The organism is Annamia dubia NIES-4383 (assembly GCF_055394725.1).
Genome location: NZ_AP025630.1, coordinates 3,553,127 through 3,571,665 on the forward strand (window position 1 = coordinate 3,553,127; position 18,539 = coordinate 3,571,665).

The window sequence follows — 18,539 nt, forward strand, 5'->3', positions numbered from 1 at the left end:
ATTATGATCAAAACATCTTACTACAAGTAATTATTAATTTTTAAAAATGCTATAATAAAAAACAGAAAAATTCAAAATTTGACAACTATAACTAATAATAAAAAGATGAAAAATCATCACAAAAATCAACAATTAATCTGGATACAGGGAACAAGTCGCACAGGTAAAACTAACCGTTTAATCTACTTATTTAAACAATGGGTCAATCAACATTTAAAAAATCAAGAATTATCCCATAATTTACTTAATCCTGTGACTCCCTCTAGTTTAATTTTAGCAGGAAATAATGAAAATAAAAAACAATTAGCAGATCAACTTTCTCAAGCAGTTAAAGGTAGTTATCCGGTGATTTGTAAAACCCCTTTAGGCTTTTTTTCCGATGAAGTCATACTATTTTTTCCTTTAATTGTTGAACAGTTAAAAATTAAAGCTCAGTTTCCCCTCAGATTACGCCCCGAAACTGAACAGGATCTGGCAACTCGACTTTGGCGGGATCAGCTTGATCCCAGTGAGATCTCCGTTTTTGGCAATGAATATAATTTTGTGCGCCGCACCTTGGATCTCTTACAGTTAGCAGGTGCGAGTGGTATTCCCTGTGAAAAAATTAGTGATATTTTAACTCAAGGAAAAATATTTTTAAATCAACCAAATGAGTTAAATTTACCTCACAAAATTGGTAATTTATTATTACAATGGCGTGATTATTGTTTAGAAAGAGGTTTGTTAACCTATGGTATTATTTATGAGCTTTATTGGCAATTTTTATTGAAAAATTTAACTTATCAAAAACATTTATTCCGCCGTTATCAGGCGATTTTTGCGGATAATCTTGACGATTATCCGGCCATTACTAAGGATTTATTTGATTTGCTCTTAGATCAAGGCTTTGACGGCATTTTTACTTATAATCCTGATGGCAAGATTCGTAAAGGTTTAAACGCTGATCCCGACTATTTGTTTACTATAGCGCAAAGATGTCAAATTGAAACTTTAGAAAACCCAGACAATTTAAGTAGTAATTTAATTGAGTTAATAACCTCTAGTTTAAAAAATAATACTGTCATTCCGAGATTACCTGATTCAATTCAATCTATTCAAACTGTATCTAGGGCTGAGTTATTACGTCAAACTACAGATTTAATTATTCATTTAGTCAAAAAAGAACAGGTTAAACCCTCAGAAATTGCCCTAATTGCCCCTGGCCTAGATGAGATCGCCCGTTATACCTTGATCGAAATATTGAGCGCCCATCAAATCCCGATCGAGCCGTTAAATGAACAACGTCCTCTGATTAGCAGCGCTTTAATTAGGGCTTTATTAACTCTTTTATGCTTAATTTATCCCTTTTTAGGAAGATTAACTGATCGAGATGCCATCGCTGAAATGTTAGTTATTTTAAGTCAAAAACCAATAGAAATAGAAGGAAAAAATCGCCGTTTACAACCAGAAATTGATCCCGTCAGAGCGGGATTATTAGCGGAATATTGTTATTATTTAGAAGAAGAAAATCCCCATTTATTGCCCTATGAAAAATATAATCGTTGGGATCGTTTAGGCTATGAAACCACAAGAGCTTATGATCGAATTTATCATTGGATTGAAAATGTAAAAAGTTTAGTTAAAAAAGAAAAATATGATCGTCCAATTATGATATTAAATGAAGCAATCGCCTATTTTTTTGTCAATGGAAATATTTTACCATTTGAACAATTAGCGGCCGTTAGGGAATTAATGGAAACGGCGCAACATTTTTGGCAAGTAGATCATAGAATCAGAAAAAATGAATCAATATTAAATTATCAAACTTCAACGATCGCCCAATTTATTTATTTATTAAGACGTGGTACAATTACAGCTAATCCTTTACCAGTTAACTTTTTTGGAGAGAAAAAACCCGTTATCACCTTAGCCAACATCTTTCAATATCGCTCTTTACGTTCATTTCATCAATATCAATTTTGGTTAGATACGGGGTCAAGTTTTTGGACTCAGGGAGGGGCTTCTGATTTATTTGGTTATCAATTATTTTTAAAAAATAGATTAGGAAAACCGATCACAACTCAAGAAGAAGAAAACAATAATCAAGCACGTTTACAACATATTTTAAAAGATTTATTAGCCAGAGTTGAACAAAAAGTTTATCTATGTCATAGTGATTTAAGTGTTACTGGAACAGAACAAAATGGAGCATTATTAATGTTAGTTCATGGTTCAAATATGGTTAATTTTAGTTAATATACCAGTTAGCTATCAGCGAGTAGGGTGTTTTCAAAGTAAGAAAAACCCTCACCCCCTGCCTTTCAAGGGGGGGTTGAGGGTGAACTCAAAAAATTTAACTATCACAAACCCAGTTAACCAAAGTGCGCACAGGATAACCAGTTGCCCCTTGATTATTAATTCCGCTTTCCTTGTCAGCCCAAACCGGCCCAGCAATATCTAAATGCGCCCAAGGGGTTTTTTCGATAAACTGCTTTAAAAATAAAGCGGCCGTGATCGATCCCCCACTGCGACTACCTGTATTTTTCATATCGGCGATCGGGGATTTCATTAACTCAAAATACTCCTCTTTCAGAGGCATTTCCCAAATGGGTTCACCCGCTTTTTCTGAGGCTATTTTTAATTCTTCCGTTAACTTTTGATCCGTTGACCACAGGCCGGCTATATCATCTCCTAACGCTACCACACAAGCACCTGTTAAAGTAGCTAAATCTACGATCGCATCTAATTCTAATTTTTCCGCATAAACGAGGGCATCAGCAAGGGTTAAACGCCCTTCAGCATCGGTGTTATTAACCTCAATGGTTTTGCCATTAGAAGCGGTTAAAATGTCCCCCGGCCGCAAAGCCCGTCCACTGATCATATTTTCCGTTACCGCCGTAATAAAATGCACTTCCACATCGGGCTTAAGTTGGGCGATCGCCTTGGCCGCGCCTAAAGTGGCGGCCGCTCCCCCCATGTCCATTTTCATACTTTCGATCCCGCTACCACTGATCTTTAAGTTTAAACCGCCGGAGTCAAAGGTTAAACCTTTACCCACGATCGCCAGTTTACGGCGAGGCTTACCGGAAGGCTCATAAATCAGGTGAATAAATTTAGGAGGCAAATCTGAGGCTTTGGCTACTCCTAAAAATGATCCCATGCCTAATTTTTCACAATCTTCCTGCTCTAAAATCTCTAATTTTAACCCATAATTGTGAGCTAATTCTTGAGCAGTTTCCGCCATCGTGATGGGATTAACAAAATTGGCCGGAGCGTTAACTAATTCTTTGGCTAAAATTACCCCTGAACAGATTTGCTCGGAGCGAGTGATCCCATTTTTAAGCTGACTAAAACCAATTAAATCAACGGTTTCCAGTTTTATTTCCTGATCTTTGACTTCTGATTTAAAACGGTTATCTTGATGAAGGGCAAGGATGATCCCCTCGGTGATCGCACTGGCGGAAGCCTCTTGATCTTGATTGACAAAAGGCAGTTGAAGGCCAAGAGTTTTAATTTTTTCTTTTTTAGCTAATCGAGCGATGGCCGCGCCCGTTTTGCGTAGAGTATCAAGAGAAAATTGATCAGATTTACCTAAACCAACAATGATAATTTTACGAATAGGGGAATTACTCCCAACACGGGTAAAACAGACACATCCGGCTTTACCTTTACATTCTTTTTCATGGATTAATTCACTGATGGGATTGGAAAGTTTAGCATCAAGTTCAGCCATTTCAGGGCTAAGGGTAACAATTTCTTCACTTTCAAAAAAGCCTAGAGCTAAAGCATCTCCACTCCAATCTAAAAGGGATATTTGTTTGCCGTAAATTTGCATTGTTTATGATAGACCTAAAGATAATTACAGTAAGCTTTTATTATACTTTAGATCAAATCCAATTGCGAAAATGCTTTTTAATCTATTGTTGAGCTTTCACTGTTTAAGGTTTCCTGTGTACACTTTTTTTACTGTAACAAATTGTTGCAAAGGCTTGATTTTTTTGTTAATGTGTGTATAGGCGAGAGCAAATCATGTATTTATACTCATAGGAGACGAAAAAAATGCTCTACATTATGAATCAACAATTAACAGTACAGGTGAATTGATTTTCCGCTAGAAGATCAAGGGTGATAACGGTCAAGTGATGCAACTTAAGTCAGTTGAAGGCCGAACCATAAATAATCAAGTTGCAAGGTTATCCCCAAGTTAAGAAACAAGATTTTTTTACAAATTTAAAATAAGATTATCCCTGAAATCAGGAGATTTAACAGATTTTAATGTAATGAGAATAACAAAATTGTGATCAATTTAATCTGAGGAAATCAGAATTAAATCCTAATGTTAACTGATTACTGATGACTGTTCACTGATCAGGGAGGGAGGTTTTTATGACCAAAATTCAAGGAAAAACAGCTTTAGTGACGGGAGCATCCCGTGGGATCGGTAAAGCGATCGCTTTAGAATTAGCTCATCATCAAATCAAAAAATTAATTTTAGTTGCCAGAGACTCTCGCCGTTTAACCGATCTGGCAACGGAAATTAACAAAATTGATCCCCATGTTGAAACGGTTATTTTACCCTTAGACTTGACTCAACCCATTGCCGTTAATATTGCCATCGCCCAAACATGGCGGGATCATGCCCCCATAGACATTTTAATTAACTGTGCCGGAGTTGCCCATCAAACGCCCTTTTTAAAATCTCGCTTTGCCCAAGTGCGTGAAGAAATGTCATTAAATTTCATGGGGATGTACACCATCACCCGCTTAATGGCAAGACGGATGGCCAATCTTAAACAGGGTACAATTGTTAATGTTTCTAGTTTAATGGGTAAAGTGGCCGCGCCTACCATGTCAACCTATTCGGCGACTAAATTTGCGATCTTAGGCTTTACCCAAGCCTTGAGAGGAGAATTAGCCCCTTATAATATTAAAGTAGTGGCTTTATTGCCAACTTTGACAGATACGGATATGAGTCGCAGTTTAAAACTATTTAAGGGTGTAATGCCCGTTACTGCCCAAAAAGTGGCTCAAGCTTTAATTTTCGGCTTAAATCAAGGTAAATCAGAAATTTTAGTGGGTTGGCAAAGTCATTTAGCCGTTTGGTGTCAGAGGTTTGCCCCTTGGTTATTGGAGAAAATTCTCTTAATAACTAATCCTTTAACCGAGACTTCAGAAACTTAGGTCATTATATAAGGATTGTGGGGGTTAATGGCCGTTAATCCCTACGATAATTGTTAATTAATAAAAAACTAAATTTAATCAATTCTTTAACAGTTTTAATGAATTATTATTAGTTTTACCTTTCCCCTAACTTGTGTCAAAAATCTACTAATTATTTTAAAACTAAATATTGGGTAATAGGAGATAAGGCTTTCCACCCTAAAAATTTTCCCACAGGTTCGGCTCTTTGAATGGCTATTCGGGTTAAATTTCCGCCTTTTTCTTGTTGCCATTGGTATAATTTTTGTTCACTTTCTACGGTGACTGCATTTACTACCAGTTTTCCGCCTTGGGGAAGGGCATTCCAACAAGTTTCCAACATTTGGGGGGCTGTGACTCCCCCCCCAATAAAAATGGTGTTAGGTTGGGGCAGGTTTTTTAAAACTGAAGGGGCGGATCCGGCGATAATTTCTAGGTTGGGAGTGCCAAGGGCGATGGCATTGTCAGCAATATATTGTAATCTTTGGGGGTGTTGTTCGATCGCAATGGCATGACAACGGCGATCGCTGCGCATCCATTCGATCGCAATGGATCCACATCCTGCCCCCACATCCCATAATAGTTGATGGGGTAGGGGGGCTAAAGTTGAGAGGGTGATCGCCCTGATTTCCCTTTTGGTTAATTGGCCATCGTGGTGATACACTTGATCGGCAAGGCCTGGTAAATGGGGATTTAAAATCACCGTTTCACGATCGGCCACACAGTTGAGGGCGATCAAATTCAAATCCGCTAGATCATCTGTATTCCAATCGGCGGCCATGCCTTCAATGATTCTTTCTCGATCACCGCCTAAATGTTCAAGGATTGTGATTTTAGTCGCCCCATAACCCCGTTGATTTAAAATTTCCGCAACTTTTAAGGGGGTGCGGCGATCGGCGCTTAAAATTAAAATTTGGGCGTTTGGATATAAAAAACGATGTAATAAGGCCGGATCCCTACCACAAAGGCTTAAAGTTTCCACTTGTGTTAATGACCAACCGAGGCGAGAACAGGCTAAACTAAAGCTAGAAGGGGCTGGAATAATGGTTATTTCCCTTAAAGGAAAACGGGCAGTGAGGGTGACTCCGATGCCGTAACATAAGGGATCGCCACTGGCTAAAACGCAAACTTTTTTATTGTGATCTCGATAGTTAAGAATAGTATTAATTGAATTTTCTAAAGGTGAAGACCAGACAATTTTTAAACGGGGATCATGATCTGGTAACATCTTTAAATGACGTTCACCTCCTACTAAAATTTCCGCTTGATCGATCAGCGATCGCGCCACTAAAGAAAGGCCATTTAAACCATCTTCACCAATACCAACAATAGATAACCATTTATTTTGATTAGTCATAGTTTATGATGATAATTAATATTAAATAATAGATCAAATTTTTAGAATCTCAATAAATAAAATATTCTAAAAACTTGATTGAATCATATTATTTTTAATTGTAATTAATTGTAAAATTTTAATTTTTAACTTGAAAAAATAGCCTCACCTATGATATTTTCTATTGTATCATAATAATTTAAACAATTAAATTAATTTGCCTTTTTGATTTTTTTAGTAAATTAAACATTGAATTTATGCACGTTTTATCAATCCCAACATGGATCATTCATATCTCAAGTGTGATTGAATGGATCGCCGCTATTTGGTTAATTTGGAGTTATGGAGAATTAACTAAAAAATATTATTGGTGGGGCTTATCTTTTGCCATGTTACCTGCTTTAATTAGTGCGATGTGTGCTTGTACATGGCACTTTTTTGATAATCTTAAATCTTTAGAATGGTTAGTAACAATTCAAGCCAGTACAACGGTTTTAGGCAATATTACTTTATGTATTGCGGCCGGTTTTATTTGGTATCAAACTTCTAATTTTAAAAGTAATAATTAATTTTAATTTATTATGGGCAAGATGCCTATAGTACAAATAACAAATAACTAATAAATAACATGATCAAAATTGAAAGAATTGAATCTGTAAAAGCAGGAATTTTAGGAGGTATTACTTTTCTGATTGCTGATTTTATAGTAAGATTATTTAATCAAAAAATTTTAACCATAAAATTTAATAATTTAGCCAATTTCTTAACCAAAATTGACGATCAATTTTTCTGGAAATTGATTATAATTTCAGGTTTTACGGGGTTTTTATTTGGTGTTACCTATCGTTATATCATCCGCACGGATCAAAATTCTCACCTCAAAGATGGGGCAGTTTTGGCCTTTGCTTTAACTAGGGGTTTAGTATTATTAGAAAGTTTAAATCATATTAATTTTTTTGATGTAATACCCTATTTAATTCTAATTATTGAAAGTATATTTTGCTTTTTAATTAGCCGTTTTATCCTTGATTTAGGATTATTTTATCAATGGTTAAATCCTTTTCAAAATGATAGTTAATAAATAATTAATAATTAATTATTTTTGAAATTTAAACTAAAAATTTTAATTAACTCCAATTAATTGATCATAATAAATAACTATTAACTACTAACAAAAATTAATCAACTTCTAAAGGTGAAATTCCCTGATCTAAAGAGTATTTTTTCAATTCAGAAGTTAATTGGGTATCAACGGAAGCCGTGCGCGCCCCTGCTTGTGCCGCCCATTGTTTTAATTCTTCGATTTTTTCCTTTGCGATCGCCGCTAAAGGTACGGTTTGATCGATCGCCCGTAAAATGTCTTCGGTGGTAAAATCTCTGCGATTACCATTACTATCAATTGTAGCAAAAGCAAGGTGCATTGCATCAATAATAACCTGTTCAATTTCTGCGCCACTAAAATTATTAGTTTTTTTGGCTAAAAGGTTTAAATTAAATTCTCTTAAACGTGCCGGCCTTAGGGGTTGTAAATGTACTTTAAAAATATCTTTTCGCTCAATTTCTGTTGGTAAATTCAGGAAAAATATCTCATCAAAACGCCCTTTTCTTAACAATTCAGCAGGTAAAATATTAACATTATTAGCAGTCGCCACAATAAAAACAGGAGCGGTTTTTTCCTGCATCCAAGTAATCAGAGAACCAAAAACCCTTCTTGATGTTCCAGAGTCACCATCAATACTACTTGAAATATTACCAAAAGCCTTATCAATTTCATCCATCCATAACACACAAGGTGCGATAGCTTCTGTTAATTTGATCATCTGTCTGACTTTATTTTCGCTCTCTCCCACGATTCCTCCAAATAATCTACCCGCATCTAATCTTAACAGTGGTAAACGCCATTCATAGGCGATAGTTTTTGCACTTAAAGACTTACCAGTGCCTTGTATTCCTGCTAGTAATACCCCCTTGGGATTGGGGATACCGTAGCGTCTTGCTTCCTCCGTAAAAGCATCTTTTCGCATTCTTACCCATTGCTTTAAATTTTGTAAGCCCCCCACATTTTTTAAAGATTCATGACTACTATAAAATTCTAAAATTCCCGTTTGTCTAATGGCCTGTTTTTTCTCATCTAATACTTTTTCAATATCCGTTTCATTAACTTCCTGTTTTTGCGCTAAAGCTTTTGCTAAAATGCGATGAATACGGGCGCGACTTAAGCCTTGACAAGCCTTAATTAATTGTTCTTTTCCTAAGCCTTCTAACTTTAATTTTTCAGGAATAACTAACTGATTAATTAAAAAATCTATCTCCTCAATATTAGGTAAAGGAAAATCAATAATTGTTACTTCTTCTTGAAATTCTGGCGGTATTTCTAAAGTATGACTGGTTAAAATTAAACAATTACTACTACGTTTTAAATCTTTAGTTAAATTTTTAATTTCTCTGATAATTGGTGCATTACTTTTATCATTTGGTTGTCTTAAAATAGGGTGTAAATCTTTTAAAAGATAGATCATATTTTGTTGATTATCTTCTTTTTTAATTCTTTCTAAAGCTGTCATGGGTGAACCTTTAGCCATGCCATTATCATGCCATCCCCTAACAATATCCCAACTTAAAATTGTGCGTTGGGGTTCAATTTGTTGAGCTATAATATTAAAAATTCGATCGACTGGTTCTTCTTCCGCCGAAACAATATATAATAAAGGGTATCTAGCCCTTAACATTAAATTAATTTCATTAATTAAATCTTGATGATGATGGGGAATTAAAGTTTGATAATTCATGATTTATGATTAGATTAGACTTCTTGCACAGAACAAGATAAAAGGTAAAAGTAATAACAATTGATTAAAACCATTAAAAAATTGATTTAATTTGGTTTTTTATTAATTTAGTAAGAATGATATTATTTTAATAATATCATTTGATCAATTAACAATTAATAAAAGCTCCTCTCTCGATGGAGCAGAGGAGGAGCAATCTTGCTTACTGCTTATTGTTCACCGTCTACCGTCCACCATGCTAAACCATAATTTTGAGTTGATTCATTAACTTGATTAGCATATTCAACTTTAATTTTATATTGGCCAGTGGTAGGAATTTTACAGAAAATATGTTCAGTGCTATCTACCTTACTAATAGAAGCACAAAGATGTTGAGTTTTATTATTACTATCTACGGGCATTAAATAAATATTCAAATCATTTAAACCTCGATCAGTAAAGTTTTCTCCGATGTCAAATTCTTGATTATTATTAGTATCATTTAATTCAACTAAACGATCCCATGTTAAAGTAATGGAGGCAAAACTTCCGCCTTTTAATGATTTTTCAATCACATAATCTTGTTCTTGATTTGCTTCAATTGAACCATAATTCCAACCACGATTAGCAACAGGTTGATCATAATTCCATTGACCTGCGCTTAACTGTTGATAAGCTCGAAATACGTTTAAATGGCCTGCTCCCATTTCCATATCTAAAGGAATTTCCTCATTATTATAAGCCTCAGAATCTAACCATGTTTGATTATGTTTGGTAAGGGTTGTGCGCTCCATTCCTAAGAATAAACCATCACCTTGATCTTCAATTTTATCGGCTGAGTTGATTAAAACTGCTTTAGTTACCTCATGTCTACGGGAGTTAAGACTCCAATGGGGGGCATTACTAAAAATCTGGCGATCGCCGTATTCCTGTAATAAAGCTACTGAAGCCGTCACATGGGGAGCGGCAAAACTGGTGCCATCTACTTCCATTTGTGTGCCATAAAGATCATAAACATTAATATTGCTCCCAGGTGCAATTAAATTAATAGAACGGCGGCCATCAAGATTAATTTCACGTTCAATTAAACTATTGCCCACACCATTTGGCACCGCACTAATATTAGAAAAATCTACTTTGCGAAAAATACCGTCAACTTGATTACTATTAGCGGTATTTAAGCCATTATAATTATCTGTAGGGATGGGAATACCCCCACTACCTTGATTTCCAGCAATTACATATAAAGTATCATGAACTCTGGCTGACCAGTCCACACATTGAGTTAAGAGGGAATTTCCATCAAGTCTAGCATTAAAATGAGACTCATCATATAAAGGAGAGCCAAAACTAAAATTAATCGCCCGAACATCCCCACCATTTTGTAGGGCAACGTATTGACCCGTAAAACAATCTTCAGCTTGACCTCCTGTTTCCCATGTTCCCACGGCCGAGGAAAATAGTCTAGCATCAGGGGCAACTCCCCGAACTTTTTTATCTCGACTGACCATTAATGAGGCCACCATCATGGCATGATCATCCAATTCTACATCAGATTCGGCCAAGCTATCCCGATAAAATAGACCCGCAAAACGAATATTGGTATTCCATGCCATGACTTTATCAAAGCCAAACATTCCGGGTCGACCTAATTCTACTTGACCAATGCCAATTTTTTTGCCTGTTAAATTATAGGGTTCTTCCTGAAGGGTACTGGCATTGATCCCTTCTTCTGAAATAGACTCATTAAAAGCTAAACAGGGATAGATAAAGCCTAATGTGGCTAAACTACAAACTAAACTGGTTAATCTTTTTTTCATATTTTTTGATCTTTGTTGAGAATAAGATTTTTTTATTATAAATCAGTCATTGGTTATTGGCTAATTATCAACTATTAATTATTAATTATCAATTATTAATTATCAATTAATTTTAGAATTTCTGTCCATTCTTGTGGGGAAAACGGCTCTAACATCAATTCTATTTTAAAACATTCTTGAGCCGATTCGATTAAAGTATTAATAATTTTTTCTTGAAAGGAAAATTGATTTTCGATCTGTTCAAAGATGGGCTTAATTTTTTCACTTTCAGGAAAAATAGTTAATAATAAATCAGCATCGGGAAATAATCTGATTGAACCATGTTGTAAAATAGTATTACCTTTTTTAAATTGAGCGCTACCGATTAATTTATAACCATTATTTAAAATTAAATCTGCTCCCGTTGCACTATGAAAACAACTAGGATTATGAATATATCCTCTACCCGTTGTTCCATAGGCTAAATTATAACCTAACTTTTGCCAACCTAAAATTAAAAATTGACAAATTTGTTGATAAATTTCTAATCTTTTTCCTTGAAAATCTGAACTAATAATTAAATAAGTTAAATCTCCCTGATGTAAAACTCCCCTACCACCTGAAGGCCTACGAACTAGCTCAATTTTTTGATTTTGATAGGTTAAATTATCCCAAAATTGAGGATATTTTTTTTGATGATAACCTAAAGAAATTGTCACAGGTTTCCATGTATAAAATCTTAAGGTTGGTAATATTTTTCCTCTAAAATGTTGATCTAATAACCACTGATCTATGGCCATTTGTAAACGTCCATTTGTTTCGATCGCAGGAATTAAACGCCATTTTTTCATAATTTTTTTGTTATTTATTATTGATTATTGGTTATTTTTTATCGTCTAAAATTTACTTGATCAAATTGCATTTTCCCCATTCATTAGCTACATTTAAAATTGTGTGAAACAGGCATCTTGCCTGTAACGGGCAAGGATGGCCGTTCCACTATACATTGAACTAAAATTATATTTTAATCAATCATATTTATTAAATTTTATTGTAAAATAGTTGAACCCTCTGAACATTTTAATTCTTTACCCTCTAAAATTGGGGCGGCCGGGGCAGTGGTTGAATTTTCGTTAGTTTCACAAATAATAATTTTAGAAGTGTCTTCTTTTCCATCTTTTACTTTAAAAACAGCCCCAGAATAACTTTTATATTCAGGGTTTTTCGCCGATGCAGTTACAATTACATTGGCTTTAAGATCAGATGAAGGAGTCATTTTATAAACAAAATTATCCGTTTCATTTTTAATCGGTAATTGCAATTCTTCAAAAGTAGAAGCGAATTTATTTTTTTCTAATTGATAAGCTTGTTGCGCCCTTAAAATGCCCCCTACATACTGTTTTCCTTCTTCTTTTTTCGCTAATTCAGCTTGTTTTTTTGCTTCTTCTTCTAAATTAGTTACGGTATAACCTTCAGGTATTTTAGTATCATCAGAAACTCTTTTTAAAGGTAATTCATAAGCAGTTTTAGGCGGTTGCCCAAATTGGGGAGACTCTGGCGGAATCATGTAAAGTTTTCCATCTTCAGATAAAATAACTTTAATACTCGCTTCGGAGCCGGGTTCTTTTAGTTCCCATGTACCCGCCCATTTGGTTTTAGACTGACAAGCAGTAAGCCCCATCAAAGCCATCGCAACGGTGGGAACAATCATAGAACGTACTGAAGAAGAAAAACAACGAATTTTCATAGAAAAAAGTTTTAATAATATTAATAAAAAGTAATCATTGTTATTCTACCTTAAAGTTAAACTTTTGTCATTTGTTATTGGTCATTAGTTATTAATCATTTTTAAAAAAGGAAATTATAAGTCTAATTTATGTTAACAAAACCCGATCCAGTTCGTTTAGAAATTTTTACCAATCTCTTTCAATTTATTGCTGAACAAATGGGCATTACCTTACAAAATACGGCCGCTTCTGTTAATATTAAAGAGCGTTTAGATTTTAGTTGTGCCATCTTTGATCAACAGGGTAATTTAGTGGCTAATGCGCCCCATATTCCCGTACATTTAGGCTCAATGAGTGAGAGTATTCATAGTTTAATTAAAGCTAAATTTAATCATATTAAATACGGGGATGTTTATATTTCTAATAATCCCTATAATGGCGGTACACATTTACCTGATATTACCGTAATTACCCCTATTTTTAATCAGGAAAAAAGCGAAATTATTTTTTATGTAGCTTCAAGGGGACATCATGCCGATTTAGGAGGAATTACCCCCGGCTCCATGCCTCCCCATAGTACCAGTTTAGATCAAGAGGGTATTTTATTTGATAACTTTTTATTAGTAGAAAATAACAATTTTCGAGAACAAGAATTATTAGATTTATTATTAAATAATCCCTATCCCGCTCGAAATCCTACCCAAAATATAGCAGATTTAAAAGCTCAAATTGCGGCTAATTATAAAGGAGTTCAAGAATTATTAAAAATGATTGATCATTATACTTTAGAAACCGTCAAAAATTATATGCAGTTTGTTCAAGATCATGCGGAAGAATCTGTAAAAAAAGTGATTAAAGTTTTAAAAAATGGTAGTTTTATCTATGAAATGGACAACGGTAGTAAAATTAAAGTTACTATTACTATTGATCAGGAAAAACGTCAAGCCAAAATTGATTTTACAGGCACATCACCCCAACAATTAAATAATTTTAATGCTCCCTCTGCCATCTGTAAAGCGGCTGTTTTATATGTGTTTCGCACTTTAGTTAATGATAATATACCCCTCAATGCTGGATGTTTAAAACCATTAGAAATAATTATCCCCGAAGGCTCAATGTTAAACCCTCAAGATCCGGCGGCCGTAGTGGCCGGAAATGTGGAAACATCCCAAGCAATTACTGATAGTTTATATGGGGCTTTAGGTATTAAGGCAGGTTCACAAGGTACGATGAATAATTTTACTTTTGGTAATGAAAAATATCAATATTATGAGACAATTTGCGGAGGTTCAGGGGCAGGTATTAATTATCATGGTACAGAGGCAGTTCAAACTAATATGACTAATTCAAGATTAACAGATCCTGAAGTTTTAGAAATGCGTTTTCCGGTGTTAATTGAGGAATTTTCCATCAGGGAAAATAGTGGGGGTAAAGGTTTATATAATGGGGGGAATGGTGTGGTTAGAAAAATTAAATTTTTAGAGGAAATGACGGCGGGAATTTTATCACAAAAAAGAGTAATTTCTCCCTTTGGTTTAGCAGGAGGTGAAAATGGAAAAAAAGGTAAAAATTATCTTAAAAGAAGTGATCAAACTATGGAAATTTTAGATAGTAATGCCACTGTAAAAATGAATGTTGGTGATACTTTTATTATCGAAACTCCGGGGGGGGGAGGCTATGGAATAATTAATAATTGATTATTCATAGTTAGTTAAAACGAAAAAACTTAAACCTATATACTTAAGTAATTTTAGAGTATAAAAAATAAATTGATTGGCTATTTTTAGGTATTTTAACTTATTGTTTTTCTAGGAACATAATGATACTATGTCCAACAATCAAAAATAAAATTCATGTAAACAAAATGGCAAACACAAGCATATTTAACACAGGCTCAGGTTCAAATTCAATTGTTTTTCCTCCAGTCATCACACTTAAACTAGATGGAGTGCAAGTTGGAGGTACAGGACGAGAAAATAATGTTCTTAACTTAGAAACTCGCACTGATCTTGATGGGTCACAACCCGAGTCTCAATTTGCAGTAGAAAAGTTATCAGATGATTTATTTGCCTTCAGAAGTAAGCATAACAACAAATACTGGAGTGCGATAAATTGTGGTGGTGATGGTTATTTAATCCAAGCTACCAAAGATCAAATTGATGATTGGTGTAAATTTAAAGTGATCCTTGGTGACGGAAATAAAATCGCTTTATTACCCTATTATTTTATTCAAAATAATTGGGATTGGCATTTTCTTTGTGTTTATTGGTGTCGAAAGAGAAACAACGTGGCCGCCAATATTCGTAGCTTGAATAAATATTCTTTGATGGAAGTTGGTGAACCCATCTTGAGAAAAGAAATTATTAATATTCAATATGATGTAGATTCTTTTGAAAAAACAGAGGTTACACCTGAAGTAGCTTTGCGTACAACTGTAAAAAATGATGGTACAGCTGATGTAACTCAAACTCTGGCCTATGAATATACTAAGTCGGTAGAAGGTACATGGAACAATTCGGCAGGTATAGAAATAGGGGTAGCGGCCACATTTAAAGCAGGTATTCCTTTGTTAGCAGAAACCGAAATCGAAATTTCTACGAAGGCTTCTTATAGTCATGAATGGGGTGGTTCTACTTCCACTGAGAAGAAAATCAGTTCTTCTACTCAAGTTGTTGTTCCTGCTCGTTCTAAAGGGAAAGCTAAAGTTATTGTTAAAAAGGCTTTAATTTCTGTTCCTTTTAGTTATACCGAAAGACGTACTTATCTTAATGGTAAAACTGAGGATGTCATCGTTAAAACAGGAGTATACGAAAATGTGGAAGCCTATGACGTTGATGTTCAAACCTATGATTTTGTACCCTATCCTTAATGACTTTATCATGGCAGGAATATATTTAGACTAAATTAGGTTTAGATAATATCTTTTGTGGAGACTCACCTTCGTAAGTCTCCACAAATTTTTTGCCATTGAGATAACTTTATGCTGTATTGATTTAAGACAAAAAAATTACTTGATTAATTAATTTTTGAACTCTATTTTTAATTTCATTTCTGACTTGATAAAATATTTCTATAGGTTGACCATCTGGATCAATTAATTCCCAGTCTTCAAAGGTTTCTCTTAATACCCATGCTTGAGGTAAATTAACACCACAACCACATAAAGATATAACTATATCATAATTTTCTGGGTTAAATTCTGCTAAAGCTTGAGACTTTTGATCCCTAAGATCAATGCCTATTTCAGCCATAACTTTAATAGCGGTGGGATGAACTTTTGATGCTTCTAAACCGCAACTATTTACTATTATTTGATCCTTGCCTAAGACTTTCGCAAAACCTTCCGCTATTTGGGAACGGCAGGAATTTTTTTTACAGACAAACATTAGTTTTTTCATATTATTAATGATTAGTTATTTTTATGTAAAAATTGCTATTAACTATAAACAACGGGGATCAAATAAAGTTGCTTTTTCCGGTTCTCTTTTAAACCAAAAAGCAGTTTTTTTACAAATTTCAACTAACATTAACATTACCGGAACTTCAATTAAAACTCCCACCACTGTGGCTAAGGCCGCCCCCGAATTTAAACCGAATAACATCACGGCCGTTGCGATCGCAACTTCAAAATGATTACTCGCACCAATTAAAGCGGCCGGGGCTGAGTCTTCATAAGAAAGATTTAATTTCCATGCGATAAAATAACTAATAAAAAAGATAAAATTAGTTTGAATAAATAAGGGAATTGCTATTAGTAAAATATGCAAAGGATTATTAATAATTAACTCACCTTTAAAGGCAAATAATAAAATTAAAGTGATTAATAATGCAATAACGGCAATGGGTGAAAGATAATGTAAAAACACATTTTCAAACCATTTTCTGCCCTTATTTCTTAAGATCCAAACTCGGCTATAAACTCCTGCTAATAGGGGTAAACCCACATAAATTAAGACAGATAAAACGATAGTTTCCCAAGGTACAATTAAACTATTTGCTGATAGTAACCATTTTCCTAAAGGCGCATATAAAAAAAGCATAGTTAAGGAATTTACCGCTACCATAATTAAAGTATGACCTTGATTACTATAGGATAAATAACCCCACATTAAAACCATCGCTGTACAAGGGGCAATTCCTAATAGAATTGTACCCGCAATATAGGAGTTTGCTAAAGTAATTTCTTGCCCTTTAATGACTTCCGTTGCTGTTAGTAAAGGTTTAAATAAATAACCTAAGAAAAATTGAGTAAAAATCACCATTGAAAAAGGTTTAATTAACCAATTTACAACTAAAGTTAATAAAACAGGTTTAGGTGTTTTGGCCGCTTTTACTGCTTGGGAAAAATCAATTTTAACCATGATGGGATACATCATGAAAAATAAACAAATAGCAATAGGAATAGACACATTATAAACACTCATTGCGTCCAAATTTTTCGCTACTTCTGGGAAAATTTTACCCAAACAAATTCCGCCAATAATACATAAAAATACCCAAATTGTAAGGTATTTTTCAAATAAATTGAGTTTTCCCCCCGCCTGAATAGCTTTAGGGTTTATTTTTGGATTATTCATATCAATTTTTTTTGATTTGTGTTTTTGATTACATCTACTCCCTCCCTCCTTTCCCACAAGGAGATGGGAATGTTTTTTCTAATATTCAATCAAAAATTATTAAATAGTTCCCCCTCGCCCCTTGGGTTAGGGGGTGAGGGCTATATAACAACATTTTATCATATCAAAAAAAATTGATATATTTAGTTACAATTCTTTACACGATCGAGCGGGTAAAATAGAACTAAAACGGCGATATTGAGCCAAATATTCTTCTAATAAGATAAATTGAGTTAAATTTAAACGATAATAGATCCATTTTCCCTCTTGACGGGCTAAAATTAAATTAGCATTTTTTAAATTTTTGAGATGAAAAGATAATTTTGATTGATTAATTTTCAATTTTTCGCACAATTCACATACACATAATTCTTGACTTTTTAATAATTCTAAAATTTCCAAACGGATCGAGTCAGAAAGTGCCTGAAAACTGTTTAAAATATCCTCTAAATTTGCCATAGTTGTCATTGATTTGTGATTGATTATTGATTATTCATAAGTAAGATCTTTATTGTACATTTTGCCAAAAATTAAGATAAATTACCTCCAAAAATAACTAAAATTGTTAAGACTAAAATAACTAAAGCAAAACCTAAAAAGTTATTATCATTTTCAATATTTTCCAAATTAAGTTTATTTTCATTTAAAGAAATTGCTTTAGATTTTGTGGTTTTACCTTTGGGAATAGGGGCATAATTAGACTTACGATCTTGATCAGAAATTTTAGTTAAATCAGGTATTTCTGTCATCCATTCTTTAGGGCGTTGTAAACGTGGTGCTTGTAAAATATATAATAAATCTTTCGCTTGTTTTTTAATAATAAAATTAGGATGAATTGTTAATTTTTGACACAGGGCGATCGCTTCTTCTTCCTTACCTAAAGCCTGATAAGCCGTGATCAACCAAATTTGCAAATCCCCACCTTGACGGGTATTTTCAGAAATCAACTCTTTTGCTTGATTAAAATAGTCTAAACTTTGACGATAAAAACCTTTATCTAAAGCGTCTTTTCCTAATAAATAAAATTCATTAAATTTTTCTTGATTATTCATGATTATTTGTTAATAATTATTGTTTATTAGTTATTATTAGTTGATTGAGGAACTTTTTTAATA

The 18,539-nt window shown here is 33.9% G+C and carries 16 protein-coding genes; 6 read left to right on the forward strand and 10 right to left on the reverse strand.

What is annotated here, in order from left to right; all coding sequences use genetic code 11:
• Positions 1-105: 105 nt before the first annotated feature.
• A complete protein-coding gene (locus Anndu_RS15940) occupies positions 106-2,235 on the forward strand; it encodes a recombinase family protein (protein WP_464102131.1) in 2,130 nt (709 codons plus the stop codon).
• 97 nt (positions 2,236-2,332) lie between these two features.
• Here the strand turns inward: Anndu_RS15940 and Anndu_RS15945 are convergent, their stop codons facing one another.
• On the reverse strand, positions 2,333-3,814 hold the full coding sequence (locus Anndu_RS15945) for a leucyl aminopeptidase (protein WP_464102132.1): 1,482 nt from the start codon (positions 3,812-3,814) through the stop codon (positions 2,333-2,335).
• Between the two features lie 551 nt (positions 3,815-4,365).
• Here Anndu_RS15945 and Anndu_RS15950 point away from each other — a divergent pair.
• Positions 4,366-5,160 (forward strand): SDR family NAD(P)-dependent oxidoreductase, encoded by a 795-nt coding sequence (locus Anndu_RS15950; protein WP_464102133.1) that lies wholly within the window; start codon positions 4,366-4,368, stop codon positions 5,158-5,160.
• A gap of 151 nt (positions 5,161-5,311) precedes the next feature.
• On the opposite strand, the gene cbiE is transcribed toward Anndu_RS15950, so the two are convergent.
• The gene (gene cbiE / locus Anndu_RS15955) at positions 5,312-6,535 is read right to left on the reverse strand and encodes a precorrin-6y C5,15-methyltransferase (decarboxylating) subunit CbiE (protein ID WP_464102134.1); all 1,224 of its coding nucleotides are present in this window, start codon (positions 6,533-6,535) and stop codon (positions 5,312-5,314) included.
• Between the two features lie 236 nt (positions 6,536-6,771).
• Here cbiE and Anndu_RS15960 point away from each other — a divergent pair, with 236 nt between their 5' ends.
• Both Anndu_RS15960 and Anndu_RS15965 read left to right on the forward strand, forming a co-directional pair.
• Positions 6,772-7,083, forward strand: coding sequence for a DUF2499 domain-containing protein (locus Anndu_RS15960; protein WP_464102135.1), 312 nt, complete (start codon positions 6,772-6,774; stop codon positions 7,081-7,083).
• A 59-nt stretch (positions 7,084-7,142) separates the two neighbouring features.
• Entirely contained in the window at positions 7,143-7,592 is a 450-nt protein-coding gene (locus Anndu_RS15965; protein ID WP_464102136.1) for a hypothetical protein, read from the forward strand.
• 100 nt (positions 7,593-7,692) lie between these two features.
• Here Anndu_RS15965 and Anndu_RS15970 read toward each other — a convergent pair whose 3' ends face one another.
• The 4 genes from Anndu_RS15970 to Anndu_RS15985 form a co-directional block, all read right to left on the reverse strand.
• Complete coding sequence (locus Anndu_RS15970) at positions 7,693-9,303, reverse strand: AAA family ATPase (protein WP_464102137.1); 1,611 nt, start codon at positions 9,301-9,303, stop codon at positions 7,693-7,695.
• Positions 9,304-9,512: 209 nt separating this feature from the next.
• The gene (locus Anndu_RS15975) at positions 9,513-11,102 is read right to left on the reverse strand and encodes a S8 family serine peptidase (protein WP_464102138.1); all 1,590 of its coding nucleotides are present in this window, start codon (positions 11,100-11,102) and stop codon (positions 9,513-9,515) included.
• A gap of 95 nt (positions 11,103-11,197) precedes the next feature.
• Complete coding sequence (locus tag Anndu_RS15980; RefSeq protein ID WP_464102139.1) at positions 11,198-11,932, reverse strand: lipoate--protein ligase family protein; 735 nt, start codon at positions 11,930-11,932, stop codon at positions 11,198-11,200.
• A gap of 197 nt (positions 11,933-12,129) precedes the next feature.
• Complete coding sequence (locus tag Anndu_RS15985; protein WP_464102140.1) at positions 12,130-12,828, reverse strand: type IV pilin-like G/H family protein; 699 nt, start codon at positions 12,826-12,828, stop codon at positions 12,130-12,132.
• Between the two features lie 129 nt (positions 12,829-12,957).
• Between Anndu_RS15985 and Anndu_RS15990 the strand changes: the two genes are divergently transcribed.
• A complete protein-coding gene (locus tag Anndu_RS15990) occupies positions 12,958-14,505 on the forward strand; it encodes a hydantoinase B/oxoprolinase family protein (RefSeq protein WP_464102141.1) in 1,548 nt (515 codons plus the stop codon).
• 167 nt (positions 14,506-14,672) lie between these two features.
• A complete protein-coding gene (locus Anndu_RS15995) occupies positions 14,673-15,677 on the forward strand; it encodes an ETX/MTX2 family pore-forming toxin (protein ID WP_464102142.1) in 1,005 nt (334 codons plus the stop codon).
• Between the two features lie 124 nt (positions 15,678-15,801).
• On the opposite strand, the gene arsC is transcribed toward Anndu_RS15995, so the two are convergent.
• The 4 genes from arsC to Anndu_RS16015 all read right to left on the reverse strand — a co-directional run bounded on the left by arsC (position 15,802) and on the right by Anndu_RS16015 (position 18,476).
• Entirely contained in the window at positions 15,802-16,206 is a 405-nt protein-coding gene (gene arsC / locus Anndu_RS16000; RefSeq protein ID WP_464102143.1) for an arsenate reductase, glutathione/glutaredoxin type, read from the reverse strand.
• A 42-nt stretch (positions 16,207-16,248) separates the two neighbouring features.
• The gene (arsB, locus tag Anndu_RS16005) at positions 16,249-17,385 is read right to left on the reverse strand and encodes an ACR3 family arsenite efflux transporter (protein WP_464102144.1); all 1,137 of its coding nucleotides are present in this window, start codon (positions 17,383-17,385) and stop codon (positions 16,249-16,251) included.
• Positions 17,386-17,571: 186 nt separating this feature from the next.
• The gene (locus Anndu_RS16010) at positions 17,572-17,892 is read right to left on the reverse strand and encodes an ArsR/SmtB family transcription factor (RefSeq protein WP_464102145.1); all 321 of its coding nucleotides are present in this window, start codon (positions 17,890-17,892) and stop codon (positions 17,572-17,574) included.
• 62 nt (positions 17,893-17,954) lie between these two features.
• A complete protein-coding gene (locus Anndu_RS16015) occupies positions 17,955-18,476 on the reverse strand; it encodes a tetratricopeptide repeat protein (protein WP_464102146.1) in 522 nt (173 codons plus the stop codon).
• Positions 18,477-18,539: the final 63 nt, after the last annotated feature.

Coding starts and splice junctions, on each gene's coding strand:
- Anndu_RS15975 (WP_464102138.1), bottom strand. CDS start 11,102: ATGAAAAAAAGATTAACCAGTTTAGTTTGTAGTTTAGCCACATTAGGC.
- Anndu_RS16015 (WP_464102146.1), bottom strand. CDS start 18,476: ATGAATAATCAAGAAAAATTTAATGAATTTTATTTATTAGGAAAAGAC.
- Anndu_RS15985 (WP_464102140.1), bottom strand. CDS start 12,828: ATGAAAATTCGTTGTTTTTCTTCTTCAGTACGTTCTATGATTGTTCCC.
- arsC (WP_464102143.1), bottom strand. CDS start 16,206: ATGAAAAAACTAATGTTTGTCTGTAAAAAAAATTCCTGCCGTTCCCAA.
- Anndu_RS15960 (WP_464102135.1), top strand. CDS start 6,772: ATGCACGTTTTATCAATCCCAACATGGATCATTCATATCTCAAGTGTG.
- Anndu_RS15965 (WP_464102136.1), top strand. CDS start 7,143: ATGATCAAAATTGAAAGAATTGAATCTGTAAAAGCAGGAATTTTAGGA.
- cbiE (WP_464102134.1), bottom strand. CDS start 6,535: ATGACTAATCAAAATAAATGGTTATCTATTGTTGGTATTGGTGAAGAT.
- Anndu_RS15950 (WP_464102133.1), top strand. CDS start 4,366: ATGACCAAAATTCAAGGAAAAACAGCTTTAGTGACGGGAGCATCCCGT.
- Anndu_RS15980 (WP_464102139.1), bottom strand. CDS start 11,932: ATGAAAAAATGGCGTTTAATTCCTGCGATCGAAACAAATGGACGTTTA.
- Anndu_RS15945 (WP_464102132.1), bottom strand. CDS start 3,814: ATGCAAATTTACGGCAAACAAATATCCCTTTTAGATTGGAGTGGAGAT.
- Anndu_RS15990 (WP_464102141.1), top strand. CDS start 12,958: ATGTTAACAAAACCCGATCCAGTTCGTTTAGAAATTTTTACCAATCTC.
- Anndu_RS15940 (WP_464102131.1), top strand. CDS start 106: ATGAAAAATCATCACAAAAATCAACAATTAATCTGGATACAGGGAACA.
- arsB (WP_464102144.1), bottom strand. CDS start 17,385: ATGAATAATCCAAAAATAAACCCTAAAGCTATTCAGGCGGGGGGAAAA.
- Anndu_RS15970 (WP_464102137.1), bottom strand. CDS start 9,303: ATGAATTATCAAACTTTAATTCCCCATCATCATCAAGATTTAATTAAT.
- Anndu_RS15995 (WP_464102142.1), top strand. CDS start 14,673: ATGGCAAACACAAGCATATTTAACACAGGCTCAGGTTCAAATTCAATT.
- Anndu_RS16010 (WP_464102145.1), bottom strand. CDS start 17,892: ATGACAACTATGGCAAATTTAGAGGATATTTTAAACAGTTTTCAGGCA.